The sequence below is a fragment of the Bradyrhizobium sp. in8p8 genome (genome assembly GCF_000426845.1).
GTDB lineage: Bacteria > Pseudomonadota > Alphaproteobacteria > Rhizobiales > Xanthobacteraceae > Bradyrhizobium > Bradyrhizobium japonicum_C.
This window is the reverse complement of the sequence record NZ_AUGD01000010.1, coordinates 90721-110780: the sequence shown is the minus strand read 5'-3', so window position 1 is coordinate 110780 and position 20060 is coordinate 90721. Positions and strand designations below refer to the sequence as shown.

General features: G+C 65.0%; 16 protein-coding genes and 1 pseudogene. 4 read left to right on the top strand and 13 right to left on the bottom strand.

Features of this window, described 5'->3' with window-relative positions:
* Positions 1 to 29: 29 nt before the first annotated feature.
* Positions 30 to 993: pseudogene (gene dmeF / locus K408_RS38645) on the bottom strand (CDF family Co(II)/Ni(II) efflux transporter DmeF).
* Positions 994 to 1189: 196 nt separating this feature from the next.
* Here dmeF and K408_RS0124525 point away from each other — a divergent pair.
* Positions 1190 to 2008, top strand: coding sequence for a chromate resistance protein ChrB domain-containing protein (locus K408_RS0124525; RefSeq protein ID WP_024341137.1), 819 nt, complete (start codon positions 1190 to 1192; stop codon positions 2006 to 2008).
* Positions 2008 to 3393 (top strand): chromate efflux transporter, encoded by a 1386-nt coding sequence (gene chrA / locus K408_RS0124520; protein ID WP_024341136.1) that lies wholly within the window; start codon positions 2008 to 2010, stop codon positions 3391 to 3393. Before K408_RS0124525 ends, chrA begins: the two co-directional genes overlap by 1 nt.
* Before the next feature lie 60 nt (positions 3394 to 3453).
* On the opposite strand, the gene K408_RS0124515 is transcribed toward chrA, so the two are convergent.
* A complete protein-coding gene (locus K408_RS0124515; RefSeq protein WP_024341135.1) occupies positions 3454 to 4344 on the bottom strand; it encodes an AraC family transcriptional regulator in 891 nt (296 codons plus the stop codon).
* 213 nt (positions 4345 to 4557) lie between these two features.
* Here K408_RS0124515 and K408_RS0124510 point away from each other — a divergent pair, with 213 nt between their 5' ends.
* A complete protein-coding gene (locus tag K408_RS0124510) occupies positions 4558 to 5313 on the top strand; it encodes an SDR family NAD(P)-dependent oxidoreductase (RefSeq protein WP_024341134.1) in 756 nt (251 codons plus the stop codon).
* A gap of 183 nt (positions 5314 to 5496) precedes the next feature.
* Entirely contained in the window at positions 5497 to 6711 is a 1215-nt protein-coding gene (locus tag K408_RS0124505) for a YeeE/YedE family protein (RefSeq protein WP_024341133.1), read from the top strand.
* 41 nt (positions 6712 to 6752) lie between these two features.
* On the opposite strand, the gene K408_RS0124500 is transcribed toward K408_RS0124505, so the two are convergent.
* The 11 genes from K408_RS0124500 to K408_RS0124450 all read right to left on the bottom strand — a co-directional run bounded on the left by K408_RS0124500 (position 6753) and on the right by K408_RS0124450 (position 20035).
* A complete protein-coding gene (locus tag K408_RS0124500; RefSeq protein WP_024341132.1) occupies positions 6753 to 8297 on the bottom strand; it encodes a GMC family oxidoreductase in 1545 nt (514 codons plus the stop codon).
* Positions 8298 to 8301: 4 nt separating this feature from the next.
* Complete coding sequence (locus tag K408_RS0124495) at positions 8302 to 9849, bottom strand: ABC transporter substrate-binding protein (protein ID WP_024341131.1); 1548 nt, start codon at positions 9847 to 9849, stop codon at positions 8302 to 8304.
* A 278-nt stretch (positions 9850 to 10127) separates the two neighbouring features.
* Positions 10128 to 12386, bottom strand: coding sequence for a DNA topoisomerase IV subunit A (gene parC, locus K408_RS0124490; protein ID WP_024341130.1), 2259 nt, complete (start codon positions 12384 to 12386; stop codon positions 10128 to 10130).
* A 111-nt stretch (positions 12387 to 12497) separates the two neighbouring features.
* Positions 12498 to 13250: a DNA repair protein RecO gene (gene recO / locus K408_RS0124485; RefSeq protein WP_024341129.1), complete on the bottom strand. Its 753-nt coding sequence runs from the start codon at positions 13248 to 13250 to the stop codon at positions 12498 to 12500.
* A gap of 84 nt (positions 13251 to 13334) precedes the next feature.
* Positions 13335 to 13715 (bottom strand): hypothetical protein, encoded by a 381-nt coding sequence (locus tag K408_RS0124480; RefSeq protein WP_024341128.1) that lies wholly within the window; start codon positions 13713 to 13715, stop codon positions 13335 to 13337.
* Positions 13716 to 13736: 21 nt separating this feature from the next.
* Positions 13737 to 14663: a GTPase Era gene (gene era, locus K408_RS0124475; RefSeq protein WP_024341127.1), complete on the bottom strand. Its 927-nt coding sequence runs from the start codon at positions 14661 to 14663 to the stop codon at positions 13737 to 13739.
* Positions 14653 to 15489 carry a ribonuclease III gene (gene rnc / locus K408_RS0124470; RefSeq protein WP_024341126.1) on the bottom strand — a complete coding sequence of 279 codons (837 nt, stop codon included), beginning with the start codon at positions 15487 to 15489 and terminating at the stop codon, positions 14653 to 14655. Before rnc ends, era begins: the two co-directional genes overlap by 11 nt.
* Entirely contained in the window at positions 15486 to 16250 is a 765-nt protein-coding gene (gene lepB, locus K408_RS0124465) for a signal peptidase I (protein WP_024341125.1), read from the bottom strand. Before lepB ends, rnc begins: the two co-directional genes overlap by 4 nt.
* Before the next feature lie 249 nt (positions 16251 to 16499).
* The gene (gene acpS, locus K408_RS0124460; RefSeq protein ID WP_024341124.1) at positions 16500 to 16919 is read right to left on the bottom strand and encodes a holo-ACP synthase; all 420 of its coding nucleotides are present in this window, start codon (positions 16917 to 16919) and stop codon (positions 16500 to 16502) included.
* Complete coding sequence (locus K408_RS0124455; protein ID WP_024341123.1) at positions 16916 to 17668, bottom strand: pyridoxine 5'-phosphate synthase; 753 nt, start codon at positions 17666 to 17668, stop codon at positions 16916 to 16918. The genes acpS and K408_RS0124455 overlap by 4 nt, the downstream gene beginning before the upstream one ends.
* A gap of 84 nt (positions 17669 to 17752) precedes the next feature.
* Entirely contained in the window at positions 17753 to 20035 is a 2283-nt protein-coding gene (locus K408_RS0124450; protein ID WP_024341122.1) for a RelA/SpoT family protein, read from the bottom strand.
* Positions 20036 to 20060 lie beyond the last annotated feature (25 nt).

Below are 20060 nucleotides of genomic sequence, written 5' to 3'. Positions count from 1 at the left end.
CGCACACGCCAGCGATCTGTGACGGCCCGTCAATGCGGGCAGGTCTCGACCTCGACCGTGACATGGCCGAGGCCCTTCAACCCCGCGAGCCGGCGCTTGTAGACGGACGGCTCCTTCGGCTTGTCAGACACCACCGAGAGCAGCACGGCACAATGGCCGGGGCCGACCTGCCACAGATGGAGGTCTGTCACCCGATCGTCGCCGACTTCCATGCGGGCCCGGATCACCCGCTCCAGCTTCTCCTCGGCCCGCGTCGAGCAGCACCGCACCCGATGACTTGATCAGGCCGAACGCCCAGCTCGCGATTACGGCGCTGCCGATCAGGCCGACCGCCGGATCGGCCCAGACCCACCCCGAATGCATGGCGACGGCGAGCGCTGCGATCACCAGCACAGAAGTTGCGGCATCCGTCATGACATGGACATAGGCCGCGCGAAGGTTGTTGTCGTGGTGATGATGGCCGTGATGATCGCGGTCACGATCGTCGTGGTCATCATGCGCATGGCCATGGTCGTGACCGTGATGGTGATGATCATGGCCGTCGCGCAGCAACCAGGCGCTGGCGAGATTGACGCACAAGCCGAGGGCAGCCACGGCCATGGCCTCGCCGTAGACGATCGGCACCGGCGTGATCAGCCGCAGCACGCTCTCATAGGCGATCTCCACCGCAACAAGGCCGAGGATGACGGCACTGGCAAAGGCGGCAAGATCCCCGAACTTCCCGGTCCCGAAGGTGAAATGCGCATTCCCCAGGTGCCGCCGCGCGAAGCAATAGGCGAAGGCCGCAATGCCCAGCGCCGCCGCGTGCGTGCCCATGTGCCAGCCGTCGGCGAGAAGCGCCATCGAGCCGAACACCGAGCCGGCAACGATCTCGCCGACCATCATGATCAGCGTCAGGACGACCACCAGCCAGGTGCGGCGCTCGTTGTCGTCGTGCTTCTCGCCGAGGAAGGCGTGGTCGTGGGTCCATTGTTCGATGGAGTGGGAATGCATCGAATTCTCTCGAAGATTCAGCTCTGTCGGCGTGCAATATAGACGGCGGGCCGCAATTTTCTAAGGTCCAATCGTCCCGCGGATTGACAGTGCTTCTTAGTTTCGCTGTAATTGGCGTCATGGGGATTTGAGCGATCTCCCCACGAGGCGACAGGCCCAAGCATCGCGTCCCGTTCGTTTCTTGCGAGGACGCATCATGTCTACATTCACCACCATCTCATCCGACAAACTGGCACGGCTGATCGGCACGGCGAACGCGCCTGCGCTGATCGATGTGCGCACCGAGGAGGATTTTGCTGCCGACCGGAGGCTGATCCCCGGCTCCATCAAGTTCGGCCACGACAATGTGACGGACTGGGGCGGCGCGTTCGCCGGGCGCCGTGCCGTCGTATCCTGCCTGCGCGGAGAGAAGCTCGCGCAGGGCACCGCAGCCTGGCTGCGCCAGCTCGGCGTGCAAGCCGAAACGCTGGAGGGCGGCTTCGAGGCCTGGAAGGCCGCCAGGCTGCCGCTGGTCGATACCCGCAAGCTGCCGCCACGCGATGCCAGGGGGCGCACCGTCTGGGTGACGCGGGCGCGGCCTAAGGTCGATCGCATCGCCTGCCCCTGGCTGATCCGCCGCTTCGTCGATCCCGACGCGGTGTTCCTGTATGTGGCACCGTCGGAGGTCGTCGGCGTCGGCGAGCGGTTCAATGCAGCACCCTTCGACATCGAGAACGTGTTCTGGAGCCACCGTGGCGAGCTCTGCACCTTCGACGTCATGATCGAGGAGTTCGGCATCGCCTTCCCGCCCCTGCTCCGGCTCGCAACGCTGGTGCGCGGCGCCGACACCGCGCGGCCGGATCTCGCGCCGGAGGCGCCCGGCCTGCTCGCGGCCTCGCTCGGGCTGTCGCGCATGTATGACGACGACCTCGATCAACTCGAGGCCGGCATGCTGCTCTACGATGCCTTCTTCCGCTGGTGCCGCGACGCCACCGCCGAGACCCACAACTGGCCCACCAACAAGGTGAAGGCGTAATGGATATCCGCAACGTTCAAGCGGAGGCTGACGCCGGTCACGGCGTCAGCTTCGGGGAGGCCTTTCGAGTCTGGCTGCGTGTCGCGTCCTTGAGCTTCGGCGGGCCCGCGGGCCAGATCGCGGTGATGCATCGCATCCTGGTCGAGGAGAAGAGGTGGATCTCCGAGGGCCGTTTCCTGCATGCGCTGAACTACTGCATGCTGCTGCCGGGACCCGAGGCGCAGCAGCTTGCGACCTATGTCGGCTGGCTGATGCATCGCACCGCCGGCGGGCTGATGGCGGGCGGGCTGTTCATCCTGCCCGGCGTCGTCGCCATCATGGGCCTCAGCTACATCTATGCGGCATTCGGCAATGTCAGCTTCGTCGAGGCACTGTTCTTCGGGCTCAAGGCTGCAGTGCTCGCCATCGTCGTCGAGGCCGTCGTGCGTGTCGGCAAGCGCGCGCTGAAGAACCGTATCATGGTCGCGCTCGCGGCCGCGGCCTTCATCGCGATCTTCTTCTTCGCAGTCCCCTTCCCGATCATCATCATCGCGGCAGGTATCATCGGCTATGTCGGCGCGCGCAGCGGCCGCTCCGAATTCGCCCCGGCCGGTCACGGCCATGGCGACAGCAGCGCCGCGGTCGACAGCATGCTCGGCGAGGCCATGCCCGACCACGTCAAGCCCGACACAGCGCGCGCGATCCGGCTCAGCGCGTTGTGGCTGGCGCTCTGGCTGGTGCCGGTGATCGGACTGCTCCTGGCCTTCGGTCAAGGCAACGTCTTCAGCCAGATCGCGCTGTTCTTCTCGAAGATGGCGCTCGTCACTTTCGGCGGGGCCTATGCCGTGCTGGCCTATGTCGCCCAGCAGGCGGTCGAGCATTATCACTGGCTGAAGCCGCACGAGATGCTCGATGGCCTCGGCATGGCCGAGACCACGCCGGGGCCGCTGATCATGGTGTTGCAGTTCGTCGGCTTCATGGCTGCCTATCGCGATCCGAGCGGCTTGTCACCAATGCTGGCGGCCACGCTCGGCGGCCTGCTCGCGACCTGGGTCACCTTCACGCCCTGCTTTCTGTGGATCTTCCTCGGCGCGCCCTATATCGAGCGCCTGCGCGGCAACACCGGGCTCGCCGGCGCGCTCAGTGCGATCACTGCGGCCGTGGTCGGCGTGATCCTCAACCTCTCGATCTGGTTCGCACTGCACACGCTGTTCCGCGAAACCGTGCCGGTGCATGCGTTTCCGCTCGACTTCGACATGCCGGTGCCGAGGAGCGTCGACCTGCCGGCGCTGTTGCTCGCGGTCGCGGCGGCGACTGCGATCTTCCGGTTCAAGCTCGGCATGCTGACCGTGCTGGCGGGAAGCTGCGCGGCGGGCCTGGCACTGAGGCTGGCGGCGGTGATCTAGGGAAGAGCGGCGCACTGCGCTGTCCGGGCTCGTACGTTCCGAGCGCAGACTGGCATGGCCTCAGGCGGCAGTGTCCATTTGACCGAGGGCGGCCTTGATATCCCTGGCCGGCGGCAGGCCGAACATGCGTCCATATTCTCTGGTGAATTGCGGGACGCTCTCGTAGCCTACTGCAAAGGCGGCGCTGCTCACCTCGGAGCCCTCCTCGAGCATCATCCTGCGCGCCTCGATGAGCCGCAGCTGCTTCTGAAATTGCAGGGGACTGAGCGATGTGATCGCGCGGAAGTGCTGGTGAAACGAGGAAGGACTCATGGCAGCCGCGTCCGCCAGGCGCTCGATGCGCAACGGCCTTGCGTATTCGGATCGAATGATTGCGACAGCGCGCGCGATGCGTTGCGCGTGGCTGTCGGCCACCCCCAGAGCTCGTATCGACGCGCCGTGCCGCCCCGCCAGCAGCCAGTAATGGATTTCGCGGACGAACTGGGATTGCAGAACCGGCAGAGAAGACGGGCGATCGAGCAGCCGCATCAGTCGCAGCGCGGCATCGGCAACCTCCGACTCAGTCGGATCGACGCTCACAGGGGCGCCTCGCTGCTCGGGAGCCAGATTCATCTCCACGATCAGATTCGCGATCACCGCCGGCTCGAGCTCGACGATCAGGGAAAAATAGGGAGCCTTTGCGCTGGCGCGGGTTATCTGGCTTACCGTCGGCACATCGGCCGAGATCAAGAGCGACTCCCCCGCCCCGAAATCGAAGGTGTGCGATCCCATCGTCACGCGTTTGCGACCCTGCAGGACGAGCGCAACGAGCGGCCTGTTGATTGCGTGCTGGAGCTGACCCTGCGTCGTAGCTCGAATGGCCGTAAGGCCCGGGATCGGGGTCTTGGCGGCGCCGTTTTGATCGGAATGCAAATGCGCGTAGCGGCGAACAACGTCGAGCAAGGTCGTCATTCCGCGAATTTATACCAACCGAGAGCTCCAGCAACCGGCCATTGCTGGACTGCTCCAACTTTGGGCGTTTGTGGAATCGATCGCCTCGTTGTGCCGGCCGGATGTGAGGCCCGCGGACTGCCATTTGGAGGAATAGGCAAGAAGACTCAAGGATCCGGCAACCGAGGTGCAACGGTCTGTGCCACCTTCGCGGTGTCAAGAAGGAGACATCACATGGCTAAAATCGCAATCGTCACCGGCGCGAGCCGCGGACTTGGTCGCAACATGGCGGTCAACATCGCGCGCAAGGGGAGCGATGTCATCATCACATACCGGAGCCGCGCAGATCTCGCGGAGAGCGCCGTTTCCGAGATCACAGCGCTGGGACGCCGGGCCGTGGCCTTCCAGTTGGACAGTGCCAATGTCGCCAAATTTCCCGATTTCGCGCGAGCACTGAGCCAGACGCTGAAGGAGACATTCGGGCGCGAGACCTTCGACTACCTCGTGCACAATGCCGGCGACGGCCTTTTCGCCACGCTCGGCGAGACAACCGTGGCTCAGTTCGATCAGCAGATGAACCTGCACGTCAAAGGCGTTTTCTTCCTGACGCAGGCTCTCTTGCCATTGATGGCCGACGGTGGCTCGATCGTGACCCTCGGCAGTGGCCTGACGCGTGTCACCTACCCGGGCTTCGCCGTCTATACCATCGCGAAAGCCGCCGCCGACATGATGGCGGTCTGCATGGCCAAGGAACTCGGACCGCGCGGCATCCGCGTCAACAGCGTTGCGCCGGGTGCGATCGAAACCGACTTTGGTGGCGGTCTGGTGCGTGACAATCCGGACGTGAACAAGCAGTTTGCAGACATGACGGCGCTGGGCCGCGTCGGCGTCCCCGACGATATCGGTCCGATGGTCGCGAGCCTGTTGAGCGACGACAATCGGTGGGTTACGGGGCAACGGATCGAAGTATCGGGCGGTCAGATGATCTGAACGCCGGATATCTCTCGACGACCTGAAAGGCCGCTGCGCCAGCTTGCAGCCGCCTTTTGGGGCAGGATCAATGTGGCCTTCGTCCGTCTCGGGTGCAGATATCTCATCGTGAGCAGATTGGAACGGCGCCTGTCTGCCAAGGTTAGCTCTCCTTTGCCAGCAAGACAGGCCTGGGAATAGAGCATGACCGATCTTTCCATCGATGCCCGGCTCCTCGCTCCCGACAATGATCGGCACCGCGCCAATCTCCCGATCGCCGCCATTGCAGCGGCAATTCTCTTCGGGGGAGCGATGGCGCTGTCGGGCACGATCTCCTGGCAGCAGGGATTGTTGTTTCTCCTCGGCGGCGGCCTTGGCCTGACGCTCTATCATGCGCTGTTCGGGTTCACCTCGGCCTGGCGCGTCTTCATCGTCTCACGCAGAGGAGCGGGACTGCGCGCACAAATGGTCATGCTTGCGCTGGCGACAGCCCTGTTCTTCCCAGCGCTGGCGCACGGCTCGCTGTTCGGCAACGCCGTCCGTGGCGAGCTCGGCGCGGTCGGGGTGGGCATGTTGAGCGGAGCGTTCCTGTTCGGCCTTGGAATGCAGCTCGGCGGCGGCTGCGCCTCCGGAACGCTGTACACGGCCGGTGGCGGCAACACGCGCATGCTGGTGACGTTGGCGGCCTTCATCGCCGGTTCGACGATCGGTGCAATGCATTTGCCGTGGTGGAGCGAGCTGCCGAACGTCGGCTCGGTATCGCTGATCGACCAGTTCGGGTGGCTCCCGGCACTGCTGCTCTGCTGGGCCGCAGTGGCCGCAATCCATCTGTTCACCGTCAGGGCCGAGCTCCGGCGGCATGGAGAGCTGGAGCCGGGAGCGCGGACGAAACTGCGCGGAGCACGCCGCTTTCTCCAAGGGCCGTGGCCCCTCCTGTGGGGCGCGGTCCTGCTCGCGATCGGCAATTTCGCCACGTTGTACCTCGCCGGGCGGCCATGGGGCATCACCTCAGCTTTCGCGCTTTGGGGATCGAAGATCCTGATGGGCCTTGGCATCGACGCCGCGTCATGGCCGTACTGGCAAGGCGCGCGCGCCGCCTCGCTCAACCAAAGCATCTTCGCCGACATCACCTCCGTCATGGATTTCGGTATCATCCTGGGAGCGTTGCTGGCCGCGGGTCTCGCCGGCAAGTTCAGCCCCACCTGGCGTATCTCGCCCCGCTCGCTGCTCGCTGCCGTCATCGGCGGCCTGCTGCTCGGATACGGCGCGCGCCTCGCCTATGGCTGCAACATCGGCGCCTATTTCAGCGGAATCGCTTCCGGCAGTCTGCACGGCTGGTGCTGGCTGGTCGCGGCTTTCGTCGGCAACATCCTGGGAACGCAGCTTCGGCCGCTGTTCGGCCTCGCTGTCGAACGCTAGGCCTCCTGGGCCGCGCAGAACGCTGGCGTTTGGGATGCGAGCTATCGCATCATCATCCGAGCGATCGCTTCCCCAATCACCACCGTCGTGAAGTGCGTGTTGGCACGGCAGTCCGACGGCATGATCGAGGCGTCGGCGACACGCAGGCCGCTGATGCCTTTCACCGTCCCATCAGGATTGACCACGCCGTCGGCATCACCAACGCCGCTCATGCGGCAGCTGCCCGCGGCGTGCTGGATGTCGCCGGTCTCACGGCGCAACACGGCGTCGAGCTCGTGATCCGGCAGTGCCGCGGCCTGCGGCAGCGTGAGGTCCGTGTCGGCGAGCCGGATCCATTCGGCGATGCCTGACAGCGCCGGTTGCGAGGTGATCACAGCGAGGCGTCTGACCGCATCGATCATGCGGAGCATGTCGCGGGGGTCGGCCAGCATGTTCTCCTCGACGACAGGATCGATCGAAGGATCGGTCGAGGCCAGCTTAAGCGTGCCGCGCGAATAAGCGTTGAACAGGCCCGCGCCGATCGCGCCGGCGTTGCCAATGCCGCGATGGTTGAACGCGATCAGGATCATGTCGCGCTTGCCGCCATCGGCGAGGCCCGACGAATAGGTCACACAGCAATTGGTGTGGCGCGTGTCGGGATCGGTGGGACGAAGCTCCTCCCGGAGCTGGATCGTGGCGCGAAACAGCGGATGGTCGAAGAAATGCTTGCCGACCGGCAGATCGCGCGCGACCGCGATCCCCATCGCCTTCAATTCCCCGGCGGGTCCGATGCCGGAGCGCAGCAGGATCGCCGGGCTGTGGATGGCGCCGGCGCACAGCACGATCTGGCGCGCGCTGATGTCGCTGGTACCCTGCCCCTCGATGCGGACGCGGACGCCGGTCGCCCTTCCGTCGCTGATCAGCACGCGCTCGACCAGCGCATGCCCGCGGATCTCCAGATTGGCGCGGCCGCGCGCGGGCTCGAGATAGCCCTCATTGGTGGTGATGCGGCGGCCGTCGCGGCTGTTGATGGGATAGCAGGCCACGCCCTCGCCATCCGGGCCGTTGACGTCGGCACACCAGGGATAGCCGCTCGCCAGCGCCGCGTCGCGCAAGCCGCGGTCGATCGGGCCCCATTTCTCGGTGGGCGCGCGATACACTGGCAACGGCCCGCCGCGGCCGTGGCCCGCGGCGTCACCGAACTCCAGATCGTCCTCGATCACCCAGAACAGCGGCATCACCTCCTTGGCCGACCAGCCGGTGCAGCCATTGGCGGCCCATTCGTCGAAGGCATCGGCAACGCCGCGGATGGCGATCTGGCCGTTCATCATCGACGAGCCGCCGAGGCCCTTGCCGCGCCAGTAGAAGCGCGGCTCCTGCCCGGCCACGCGGCGCGTCAGCAGATCGGGCCACTGCCATTTCTCTTGATACTCGCGCTTGTGGATGATCGGGATGGGATTTGGCGTCCTCACCTCCCAGGGCGCTTCGTCGGCGCGCCAGTCGAGGCCGGCTTCGAGCAGCAGCACGCGGCGTGCGGGATCTTCGGAGAGCCTTGCGGCCACGGCGGCGCCGGCGGAACCGCCGCCGACAACAATGACATCGTACATCGCGTTACTTCTCAACGTTCCAGAACACCGGGATGGCGGACGGTATCAGACCGCGCAAGGTCGCGCGATAGGAGGCGGGCTGCGCGAACTGGCCCCACGGGATTCCGGGAGCCTGTTCGTACATGACGGCCTGGATCTCGGCCGCGATCTTCTTGGGGTCCTCCTCGGCGGGCGCCTTGGCGAAGGCTTCCAGCAATGGCGTGATGCGCGCATCGCATTGCCAGCCGGTGAAGTCTGCGCAGTTGAAGGCGACCATGACGTTCGTCAACGGGGAGCCGAGATCAAAACCGCCGGCGTGAACGCCATAGACGCTCCAGCCCTCCTTCTTGGCACGCCGCGCCAGCACGCTCGCCCAGTCCATTACCTGCAGATCGACATTGAAGCCGGCGGCCTTCAAGCGCTCGGCCAGCACCTGTGCCGAGACGCGCGGGGCTTCGAGATCATTGGCCTGCATGACGACGACGGGCTCGCCGGCATATTTGGTGGCCTTCAGCGCAGCCTTCGCCGCATCGATCGACGGCTTCGCCGCGGCCTCGGTGCCCGCCTTGGTCTCATAGGTCGTGCCGCAGGTGAAGAATGTCGCGCATGGCGTGGCATATTTGGCATCGAGCCCGAGCGCATCCAGCACTTCGCGCTGATCGACCAGCTTCCACAGCACGCGACGGATCTCGGGGTCGTCGAACGGTTTCGACGCGGCGTTGAGGCGGTAGGCGCCCGCAAACATGTTGCCGCCGGTAAAATTGAGCAGCTTCACGCGCGAGTTCTTCTCCAATTGCGGCAACAGATCGAACGGCGCGTATTGCATGAAATCGACTTCGCCGGCCTGGAGCGCAGAGGCTGCGGTTGCACCATCGGGAATGACGCGGATCTCCAGGCTATCGACGTTCACGCGCTTGCCGCCGGCGAGGAAGTCGGCCGGCTCTGGACGCGGCACATAGTCGGCGAATTTCTTCAGGATCATGCGGTCGCCGGTGCGGTGATCGGCCTTGCTGTAGACGAACGGGCCGGAGCCGATGATCTCGGTGATGCGTTGGTCGCCCGGTGTCTTGGCGATGCGCTCGGGCATCATGAACGCGACGGGGCTGACGGGATTGCCGAGCGCGTCGATGACGAGCCCGGACGGCTCCTTCAGCGTCAGCACGAAGGTCTTGGCATCGATCGGCTCCAGCGACACGGTGATCGCAAAGATGCGGCGACCGAGCGCGCTGCGGGTGCCCCAACGACGCAGCGAGGCCACGCAATCGGCTGATGTGACCGGCTGGCCATCATGCCACTTCAGGCCGTCGCGCAGCGTGAAACTGTAGGTCAGTCCATCGGGCGAGACCTTCCAGTCCTGCACCATTTGCGGCCTGACGTCGCCCTTGGAGTCCTTCGCAAACAGCGTGTCGAACACCATGTAGCCAAACGTGCGCGAAATATAGGCCGTGGAGAAATGCGGATCGAGCGTCACGATCTCCGCTTCCAGCACGGCGACGAGATTGCCCGCCGCATGCGCAGGCGCCGCCAGCGCCAAAGCGAGCAGCGCCGGGATGAGGGACTTGAGTCTGAACATCGGTTTCTTCTTGCCTTTTCGCGACACGGTTACGGTCGCCAGCAAAAAGCAATGTTCGTGCCCATACGGCCGCAGCACGTATGCGCTCACGACTATCAGCCACGCGTTTGCACGATGCGGATGGAAGCGCGCGGCTGCCACTTCTCGTCATTGCGAGCGCAGTGCGGAAAGTTGCCCTGCTGGGCCGGGCTCCATTTCTCCTGGCAGTGCGCATGGCGTGGGTCCCGGCTCTGCACAGCAGCGTTGCAAGCTGCAGCGCGTCCGGGACACGCGACCACCTACCCGATCCCCCGACCGAACTTGTTCGACTTCGGAAATCCCTTCGGCGGCAGGCGGCCGGCATCGGCGCGGGTGCCCTGCCACTCGGCGAGCTCCTTCATGGTCGCCGAGAATTCACGGCCCGCCGAATCCTTCCAGGTCAGGCCCGTCTTGGAATCGAATACCGCAACATCCGAAAGGCCGCCGTCCTTGTACTTCTGCAGGCGCACGCCGCGGCCGCGGGCCATCTCCGGCACCTGGTCGAGCGGGAAGACCAGCATCTTGCGATTCTCGCCGATCACCGCGACGGTGTCGCCGGTCACCTCGGTGATCGCACGCGCCTCGTTCGGCATGTCGACATTGAGGACCTGCTTGCCCTTCTTGGTGGTGCCGACGCAATCGTCCTCGTTGACGACGAAGCCCTGGCCCTCATGGCTCGCGACCAGGAATTTGCGTCCGCCCTTGTGGACGAACAGCGCGACGGGCGCGGCCTCCTGCTCGAGGTCGATGAACAGGCGGATCGGCTCGCCATGGCCACGGCCGCCCGGGAGCTTTGCGACGTCGAGCGAGTAGAACTTGCCGTTGGTGGCAAACAGCAGCAGCTTCGAAGTGGTCTCGGCAAAGAACGCAAAGCCGAGCCTGTCGTCCTGCTTGAAGGCAAGGCCCGAGAGATCCTCGACATGCCCCTTCATGGTGCGGATCCAGCCCTTGTCGGAGACGACGACCGTCACCGGCTCGCGTTCGACGAAGGCCTCCTCGATCGCGGCGAGATCGTGCTCGGGCGCATCTGCAAATGTGGTGCGGCGCTTGCCGAGCGGCGTCTTCGGTCCGAACATCTCTCGGACCTTGCCGACCTGCTCGCTGACCTTCTTCCACTGCTCCGGCTCGGAGGCCAGCAGGGCCTGGATGCCCTTCAGCTCCTTCCGCAGATCCTTGTCCTCGGTGCGGATCACCATTTCCTCGAGCTTGCGCAGATTGCGCAGCCGCATGTTAAGGATGGAGTCGGCCTGCAACTCGGTGAGCTTGAACGCCTTGATCAAGGCCGGCTTCGGCTCGTCCTCGTTGCGGATGATCCGGATCACCTCGTCGATGTTGAGATAGGCGATCAGCAGACCACCGAGGATTTCGAGCCGGTGCTCGATCTCGCCCTTGCGGTAGTTGGTGCGGCGGATCAGGACGTCGCGCAGATGATCCAGCCATTCGCGCAAGGCTTCCGCGAGGCCGACCACTTTGGGGATGCGCCCCTTGATCAGGACGTTGAGATTCAGCGGGATCTTGTTCTCGAGCTCGGTCAGCCGGAACAGCGATTCCATCATCAGCGCGGGATCGACGTTCTTGGACTTGGGCTCGATGACGAGGCGGACGTCCTCGGCGGATTCGTCGCGGACTTCACCAACCAGCGGCAGCTTCTTCTGGTCGAGCAGTTCGGCGATCTTCTCGACCATCCGCGACTTCTGCACCAGGAATGGGATCTCGGTGACGACGACCACCCAGGTGCCGCGCGCACCCTCTTCCTGCTGCCATCGCGCGCGGACGCGGAACGAGCCGCGCCCCGTCGTATAGGCCTCCGCGATCGCCTGCTTGGAATCGACGATGATGCCGCCGGTCGGGAAGTCCGGTCCCTTGACCCATTTCAGCAACGCCTTGGATTTCGCGTCGGGCTTCTCGATCAGATGCAGCGCGGCATCGCAAAGCTCTGCGGCGTTGTGCGGCGGGATCGAGGTGGCCATGCCGACCGCGATGCCCTGTGCGCCGTTGGCGAGCAGGTTCGGGAAGCCGCCGGGCAGCACGACGGGTTCTTTCGACTGGCCATCATAATTGGCGCGGAACTCGACGCCGTCCTCATCGATGCCGTCGAGCAGAAGCCGCGCGACGTCGGTCATGCGCGCTTCGGTGTAACGGTAGGCGGCGGGATTGTCGCCGTCGATGTTGCCGAAATTGCCCTGGCCGTCCACCAGGGGGTAGCGCGAGGAGAAATCCTGCGCGAGGCGCACCATGGCGTCGTAGATCGCCTGGTCGCCGTGCGGATGGAACGAGCCCATCACGTCGCCGACGATCTTGGCTGACTTTTTGAACGCCGTGCCCGGGTCGAGCCTCAGCAGGCGCATGCCGTAGAGGATGCGCCGGTGCACCGGCTTCAGGCCATCGCGCGCATCCGGCAGCGCGCGATGCATGATGGTGGAGAGCGCATAGGCGAGATAGCGCTCTTCCAGCGCTTCACGCAGCGGCACCTCGTGAATTTCGGCCGGTTCCTCCGGCGGAACGATTCGTTTTCCCATGCCGACCGGTTAAACCCTCGGCGCAAATCGGGCAAGACGCGAATCAGCCCTGCAAGCGAGCTTCCCGCGGCTGGACGCTGGAATTCGCCGGGAAGAGCCCAGACGGACAGTCTAGGGTGCCGGCAGCGATGCCCTTGCCTGCTGCCGGATCAGGGCATTGATGAAGCCGGCGCGCGCATCGGAATGGCCCTGTCCCCGCGGCTCCAGCACGTGGCGCAGCAGGAACAGGCCGGTGAGCCGAAAGCCGTCCTGGAGATCCTGCTCGGTGAGATCGCTCGCAGCTTCGCCCTGACGCAGGAATGGGGGCAGGCGCAACAGCCGGTCGCGCCACGGCTCGCCCGCGCCGCGCGACACCGCACCGCCGGATTTCGGCGAGACATAGATCAGGTCCGTGGTTTCGCCGGTCACCGCACAATTCTCCAGCGCCAGGCCGAAGCCGAGCTCGGCAAGCATCGCCAGCTCGAAATGGATGACGTGCACGGCGGCGCCGCCGATTTCGTCGAAATCGTCGAGCGAATGTTCGAGCAGCGCGAAGATCTCCTCGTGTGGATCGCGCTCCGGAAGGAGGCGCGCAATCGAGGCGAGATGGGTGACGCCGTAGACACCATGCGATGTTGTCAGCAGGTTCGCCGCGCGCAGCTTCAGCCCTTCAATGGTGTAGGTGCCGAGGTGCTCATCGAGCCGCGCCCGCCACACCGCGCTGACGCTGTTCCCGGGTTGCAACAGCGGCCGCATCCGCGAACTGGCGCCGCCGCGGACCAGGCCGAGATGCCGGCCGTGCTCGCGCGTCAAGAGCTCGACGATGGCGCTGCTCTCGCCATGCCGCCGCACGCCCAGCACGATCCCTTCGTCGGTCCATTCCATGGGGGAAGCTTAGCGGATTTCCGTGAGGGGTGCAGTGCCCTCTCCGTCATGCCAGGGCGGTGCGAGGCATCCCCCCGAATGACGCTAGGCGTTGAACCAGCCCTGCGCGTCGCCGGTGAAGGAGAAATAGAGGCCCATCGTCGTCAGCGCGCAGGAGACGATCTCGATCGCGCTGTCCAGTGCCAGGCCCTTTTCGCCGATGATCTGACCGAGCGAGATCACCGACAGCACAAGCGCTGCCGTGAGCACCCAGCGTGGCCAGTTCTTGCGCCCATGCGCAGCCAGACGGACGAAATAGACCAGCAGCAGGATCATGCCACCGGCAAGCAGAGTCTCGGTCATGATCATCTGCTCGGTCATTCCGGCGTTGGGCGTGCGGTCATGCACCGCGACCGACAGGGCATCCAGCATCAAAGATGCATAGAGCAGCGCTTCGAAGCGCCGGACATTGCTGGGCACGCTCATCGGTGATCTGTCTTTTCTCGGTTATTCCCTCGGGAAGTCCAGGCCCATCTCGCGATAGCGATCGGGGTCGTCGCCCCAGTTCTCGCGCACCTTGACGAACAGGAACAGATGCACCGGGACGTCCAGGATCTGCATCAATTCCTTCCGAGAATCCGCGCCGATCGACTTGATGGTGGCGCCACCCTTGCCGAGCACGATCTTGCGCTGGCTCTCGCGCTCGACGAAGATCGTCTGCTCGATGCGCACCGACTTGTCCTTGCGCTCCTCCCACTTGTCGGTCTCGACCGTGGACTGGTAGGGCAACTCCTGGTGCAGCTTCTGATAGATCTTCTCGCGCGTGATTTCGGCCGCCAGCTGCCGCATCGGCGCGTCGGACATCTGGTCCTCGGGGTAGAGGAACGGGCCCGGCGGCACCATTTCCGCGAGCGTCTTGCGGATGTCGTCGACGCCGTCGCCCGAGATCGCCGAGATCATGAAGGTCCGCACGAACTTCATGCGCTCATTGGCGGCTTGCGCCAGGGCCAGCAGCTTCTCGCGCTGGACCAGGTCGACCTTGTTGATGACGAGGATCTTCTCGTGATTGACGCTGGCCGCCTTGGCGAGGATCGCCTCGGCCTCCTCGTCGATCCCGGTCTTGGCGTCGAGCAGCACGCAGACGAGATCGGCGTCGTGCGCCCCGCTCCAGGCGGTGGAGACCATGGCGCGGTCGAGCCGGCGCTTGGGCAGGAAGATGCCAGGCGTGTCGACCAGGATGATCTGTGCATTGTTCTCGATGACGATGCCGCGGATCAGCGCGCGCGTGGTCTGCACCTTGCGCGAGACGATCGTGACCTTGGCTCCGACCAGCGCATTGACGAGCGTGGACTTGCCGACGTTCGGCGCGCCGATCAGCGCAACGAAGCCGCAGCGCGTCGCGGTGGGGGCCTCGCCGCTTGCTTCAGCCGTCATTGCTGCCGCCAACGCCTTCGCGTTCGATCATGACTGACGCGGCCACCTTCTCTGCCGCCCGCTTGCTGCCGCCGATGCCTTCGGCCGGGGCCAGTCCCGGCAGATCGACAGCGACGCGGAACTGCGGATCGTGATGCGGCCCGGTGCGCTCGACCTCGCGATAGACCGGCGTCGGCAGCCCTTTGCCTTGCGCCCATTCCTGGAGGACGGTCTTGGGGTCTCGCAAGGGACGACGCGGCTTGTGCATGCGCTCGGTCCAGTTGCGCCTGACGAATTCGGCTGCCGCCGCATGACCGCCGTCGAGGAAGATGGCGCCGATCACGGCCTCGCAGATGTCGCCGAGGATGGACTTGCGCAGGCGCGCGTCGGCGCTGGAGCCGACCGAGCCGAGCTTGATGTCGTCGAGCAGACCGAGCGACTTGGCGACTTCGGCGCAGCTTTCCTTGCGCACGAGCTCGGCAAGGCGCTTGGACAGCTCGCCCTCGTCGGCGTTCGGGAATGCATGATAGAGCATGTCGGAGACGACAAGCCCCAGCACGTGGTCGCCGAGGAATTCCAGCCGCTGATAGCTGTCGCCGCGCTTGCGTCCGGACTTCAGCGCCGAGACATGCGTGATCGCCTGCATCAACAGGTTCGGGTCAGTGAAGCTGTGGCCGATGCGCGCCTCGAGCAATGCGCTCGCATCCGTGCTCTTGGCCTTGCTGCTCCGCGCCCGCTTCTTCTTCGCGGGCGTCTTGTTTGCAGCCGTCCTGGTCGCAGCTTCCCCCTCGGGGCCAGCTTGCGCCTCGACCGGTTGGCTCACGATGTCCTTGGCTTCATCTTTCATCGGACGATTTTGAAGAAGCGATTCCAGCGCACGGCCCAGGGCCAGCGCCAGAACATCCAGGCATGCTCGCCTTCGGCGATGGAGAAGAAGATCATCTGGGCGCGGCCGATCAGATTCTCCTGAGGCACGTAGCCGACCTGGCCGAGGAAGCGGCTGTCGGTGGAGTTGTCGCGGTTGTCGCCCATCATAAAGAAGTGGCCCGGCGGCACGTTATAGACGTTGGTGTTGTCCATGTAGCCGTTGTCGGCACAGTCCAGCGTCTCGTAGGACACCCCGTTCGGCAGCGTCTCCTTCCAGCGCTTCACCCGGGAGATGCCGCCGCCTTCCGAACCGCAAGGGTCTTCCCCGACATATTCGCTCATGCGCTGCCGCTCGACGGGCGCGTCGTTGATGTAGAGCAGACCGTCCCGCATCTGGATGCGGTCGCCGGGAAGACCGATCACGCGCTTGATGTAATCGGTGGAATCGTCCTTGGGCAGGCGAAACACCACGATGTCGCCGCGGTTGGGATCCGAGCCCCAGATCCGGCCCGAGAACAGGTTCGGCGAGAACGGGATCGAATAGTGGCTGTAGCCGTAGGAATATTTCGAGACGAACAGATAGTCGCCGACCAGCAATGTCGCCTTCATCGAGCCGGATGGGATGTTGAAAGGCTGAAACAGGAAGGTGCGGATCACCAGCGCGATCAGGAGAGCGTGAATCACGACCCGGATTGTTTCACCGACGCCGCTCTCAGTTTTCGTTCCTGAAGTCACGCTCATTGCTCTCTCAATTCCGGCCGGCGGTCACAGAGCGCCCTCCTGGCGCGAACAGCCCTTTGCTTCGCGGCCCATGGAGATTGTCCTGATTCTGATAGTGAGGGCCAATTCCGGCGTAAAGCCGAATTCGCCCAGGCTGATTTGCGTCCGCGGACTTTTAGACGGTTGTCGCAGGCCACGCAATCAAGGATCACATCAAAACTGAATAAGCCATTGATTTTACATATGAATTATAAAATAGAACGGATGACGTCAGGGCTTTGCCAGCGGCACGGCGGAAATGATGACGAAGGCCTGCGCCAGCGGCCAGTCGTCGGTGATCGAAAGGTCGATCCGCGCCTCGAACCCCTCCGGCGTCAGGGCCTGAAGCCGGGCCAGAGCGCCGCCGGTCAGTTGCATGGTCGGCCGCCCGCCGGGCAGGTTGACCACCCCCATGTCGCGCCACCAGACACCGCGCCTGATGCCGGTACCGAGCGCCTTGGAGCAGGCCTCCTTGGCGGCGAAGCGCTTGGCGTAGGTCGCCACCACCATCTTCTCGTTCTTGGCGCGCCGCTCCGCCTTGGCCCGCTCGGCCGCGGTGAAGATGCGGTCGAGGAAGCGCTCGCCGTGGCGCTCGATCACCCCGGCCACGCGGGTGATGTCGATCAGATCGGAGCCGATGCCGATGATCATGCCCGGCTCCGGCCGCGGTCCATCGCCGCCCGCATGCTGCGCACGGTCTCTGCCAGACCCACGAAGAGCGCCTCGCCCATCATGTAGTGGCCGATATTGAGCTCCATGATCTCAGGCAGCGCCGCGATCGTCTCCGCCGTGGCATAGTCCAGCCCGTGCCCGGCATGGACCTCGAGCCCGGCGGACTTCGCCAGTCTCGCACCGGCGACGATCCGCCGCCATTCGGCCTCGGCCTTGTCCGTGCGGCTCTCGGCGACGGCGTCGCACCAAGCGCCGGTATGGATCTCGATCACGGGCGCGCGCAGCCGTGCCGCCATCTCGATCTGGGCGGGATCGGCCGCGATGAACAGCGAGACCCGGATGCCCGCATCGGTCAGCCGCGCGATATAGGGTGCGAGCGCGTTGTGCTGGCCGACCACATCCAGCCCGCCCTCGGTCGTCACCTCCTGGCGTCGCTCCGGCACCAGGCACACCGCGTGCGGCTTGGTGGCGAGCGATATGCGCAACATGTCCTCGGTCGCAGCCATCTCGAAATTGAGTGGCGTCGAGATCTCGGCCTTCAGCCGGGCCATGTCCTCGTCGCGGATGTGCCGGCGATCTTCGCGCAGGTGCGCGGTGATGCCGTCGGCGCCGGCCTCGATCGCCAGCAACGCGGCGCGCACCGGATCCGGATTGCGGCCGCCGCGCGCGTTACGGAGGGTCGCGACATGGTCGACATTGACACCGAGGCGGAGCGGAGCTGCGGGCATTTCAGGACTCACGAAGTGACATTTCCCAACTCGTCATGCGCGGGATCGACCTGCGCATCAGGTCAAGCCCGGCAACGACGAGCATCATCCATTAACACGTTCGACGCGGGCAACGACCGCCTTTGCGCGCAGCTGGGCCAGGATCGCGCTCAGATGCTTCAGATCGTAGACTTCGAGATCGATCGTCGTCTCCGTAAAGTCAGGCGAGCGGCGCTGCATGCTGATGTTGTCGATGTTGCCGTCGTGCTCGGCGATCACGGTCGCGATCTGCGCCAGCGCGCCGGGCTCATTGACGTTCTCCACCCTGATGCGGGCCGGAAAGCGCTGCGGCGCGGAGTCTTCGATGTCCCAGCGGACGTCGAGCCAGCGCTCCGGCTCCTCCTCGAAATCCTTCAGCGCGGGCGCCTGGATCGGATAGATCGTGATGCCCTCGCCCGGCGTGACGATGCCGACGATGCGATCCCCTGGCACGGCGCCGCCGTTCGGCGCGAACTTCACCGGAAGGTCGGAATTGATACCGCGGATCGGGATCGCAACCGGGCTGCGCGGCTCCGAGGATTTCTCCTTGAGCTTGGCCGCAAGCCCCTTCTTGACCCCGTAGCGCGCGATGCGCTCCTCCTTGTAGTCCGGGTACATCGCACGTGCGACGTGCGACGCCTTGATCTCACCGCGGCCCACCGCCGCCATGACGTCCTCGATCGAGGTGCGCGCGAGCCGCGGCAGCGCGCCTTTGAGCTTATCGTCGGCATATTCGATCTTGGCGCGTTCGAACAGGCGCTCGACGATGCGCCGGCCGAGGCCGACATATTGATCGCGCACTGCGGTGCGCGTGGCGCGGCGGATCGCGGCGCGGGCCTTGCCGGTGACCGCGAGCGTCTCCCAGGCCGACGGCGGCGCGGATTGCGCCTCCGAGGTCAGTACCTCGACTTCGTCGCCGTTCTGGAGCTCGGAGGACAGCGGTGCGAACTTGCCGTTGATCTTGCAGCCCACGGCGCTGTTGCCGACGTCGGTATGCACCGCATAGGCGAAGTCGATCACGTTGGCGTGGCGCGGCAGCGCGATCAGCTTGCCCTTGGGGGTGAAGCAGAACACCTGGTCGTGGAACAGCTCGAGCTTGGTGTGTTCGAGGAATTCCTCCGGATTGGCGCTCTCGGAGAGGATGCCGATTGTGTGACGCAGCCAGGCGAACGCGTTCGACTCGCGCTTGAGGTATTCGGTCGGCGAGCCCACGCCTTCCTTGTAGAACACGTGCGCGGCGATGCCGCGCTCGGCGATCTGGTCCATCGCCTCGGTGCGGATCTGGAGCTCGACGCGCTGGTTGCCGGGGCCGATCACGGTGGTGTGGATCGAGCGATAGTCGTTCTGCTTCGGCGTCGAGATGTAGTCCTTGAAGCGCCCCGGCACGACCGGCCAGGTGGTGTGGACGATCCCGAGCGCGCGATAGCAGGCCTCGATGTCGTTGACGACGAGGCGGAAGCCGAAGATGTCCGACAATTGCTCGAAGCCGACCGACTTGCGCTCCATCTTGGTCCAGATCGAGAACGGCTTCTTGCGGCGGCCATAGACCCGCGCCCCCAAGCCCCTGTGGCGCAGATTGTTGGAGAGTTGGTCCTCGATCTCGCCGATCAGGTTGCGGTTGCGCTCGGCGAGCGCGTCGAGCCGCTGCATCACGACCGAATAGGCTTCGGGATCGAGAGTGCGGAAGGACAGATCCTCCAGCTCCTCGCGCATTTCCTGCATGCCCATGCGCCCGGCCAGCGGCGCGTAGATGTCGAGCGTCTCCTCGGCGATGCGCCGGCGCGATTCCGTCGGCACGAAATCCAGCGTGCGCATGTTGTGCAGGCGGTCGGCAAGCTTCACCAGGAGGACACGGACATCGTCGGCAATGGCCAGCAACAATTTCCGCAGGTTCTCGGCCTGCTTGGCCTCGCGCGAGACCAGCTCGAGGCGCTTCAGCTTGGTCAGTCCCTCCACGAGCGCGCCGATCTCCGGCCCGAAAATCTGATCGATCTCGGCCCTCGTCGCCTCGGTGTCCTCGATCGTGTCGTGAAGCAGCGCGGCCACGATGGTGGCGTCGTCGAGCTTCATGTCGGTGAGAATCGCCGCCACTTCAAGCGGGTGCGAGAAATAAGGATCGCCCGAGGCCCGGGTCTGCGAGCCGTGCGCCTTCATGGCGTAGACATACGCCCGATTCAGCAGGTCTTCGTCGGTGTTGGGATTGTAGGATCTGACGCGCTCGACGAGGTCATATTGACGCATCATGCGCGCGCGGGGCCTGGCCGGGCGCGCGACCGGCGCAGTCGGGGCCACTGCAACCGATTCGGTTGCGGCCTGCATCTGCGTGGATCTGCGGCGCCGATATACCATCCCATCCTGCCTTCAACGGACCGTG

What these genes read in the sequence shown, in the direction of transcription:
- K408_RS0124480 (WP_024341128.1), bottom strand. Translation starts at nt 13,715, where the DNA reads ATGAGCGTGCCCAGCAATGTCCGGCGCTTCGAAGCGCTGCTCTATGCA.
- chrA (WP_024341136.1), top strand. Translation starts at nt 2,008, where the DNA reads ATGGATATCCGCAACGTTCAAGCGGAGGCTGACGCCGGTCACGGCGTC.
- K408_RS0124450 (WP_024341122.1), bottom strand. Translation starts at nt 20,035, where the DNA reads ATGGTATATCGGCGCCGCAGATCCACGCAGATGCAGGCCGCAACCGAA.
- K408_RS0124515 (WP_024341135.1), bottom strand. Translation starts at nt 4,344, where the DNA reads ATGACGACCTTGCTCGACGTTGTTCGCCGCTACGCGCATTTGCATTCC.
- K408_RS0124500 (WP_024341132.1), bottom strand. Translation starts at nt 8,297, where the DNA reads ATGTACGATGTCATTGTTGTCGGCGGCGGTTCCGCCGGCGCCGCCGTG.
- K408_RS0124495 (WP_024341131.1), bottom strand. Translation starts at nt 9,849, where the DNA reads ATGTTCAGACTCAAGTCCCTCATCCCGGCGCTGCTCGCTTTGGCGCTG.
- rnc (WP_024341126.1), bottom strand. Translation starts at nt 15,489, where the DNA reads ATGAAAGATGAAGCCAAGGACATCGTGAGCCAACCGGTCGAGGCGCAA.
- K408_RS0124455 (WP_024341123.1), bottom strand. Translation starts at nt 17,668, where the DNA reads ATGCCCGCAGCTCCGCTCCGCCTCGGTGTCAATGTCGACCATGTCGCG.
- recO (WP_024341129.1), bottom strand. Translation starts at nt 13,250, where the DNA reads ATGGAATGGACCGACGAAGGGATCGTGCTGGGCGTGCGGCGGCATGGC.
- parC (WP_024341130.1), bottom strand. Translation starts at nt 12,386, where the DNA reads ATGGGAAAACGAATCGTTCCGCCGGAGGAACCGGCCGAAATTCACGAG.
- acpS (WP_024341124.1), bottom strand. Translation starts at nt 16,919, where the DNA reads ATGATCATCGGCATCGGCTCCGATCTGATCGACATCACCCGCGTGGCC.
- K408_RS0124525 (WP_024341137.1), top strand. Translation starts at nt 1,190, where the DNA reads ATGTCTACATTCACCACCATCTCATCCGACAAACTGGCACGGCTGATC.
- era (WP_024341127.1), bottom strand. Translation starts at nt 14,663, where the DNA reads ATGACGGCTGAAGCAAGCGGCGAGGCCCCCACCGCGACGCGCTGCGGC.
- lepB (WP_024341125.1), bottom strand. Translation starts at nt 16,250, where the DNA reads ATGAGCGTGACTTCAGGAACGAAAACTGAGAGCGGCGTCGGTGAAACA.
- K408_RS0124505 (WP_024341133.1), top strand. Translation starts at nt 5,497, where the DNA reads ATGACCGATCTTTCCATCGATGCCCGGCTCCTCGCTCCCGACAATGAT.
- K408_RS0124510 (WP_024341134.1), top strand. Translation starts at nt 4,558, where the DNA reads ATGGCTAAAATCGCAATCGTCACCGGCGCGAGCCGCGGACTTGGTCGC.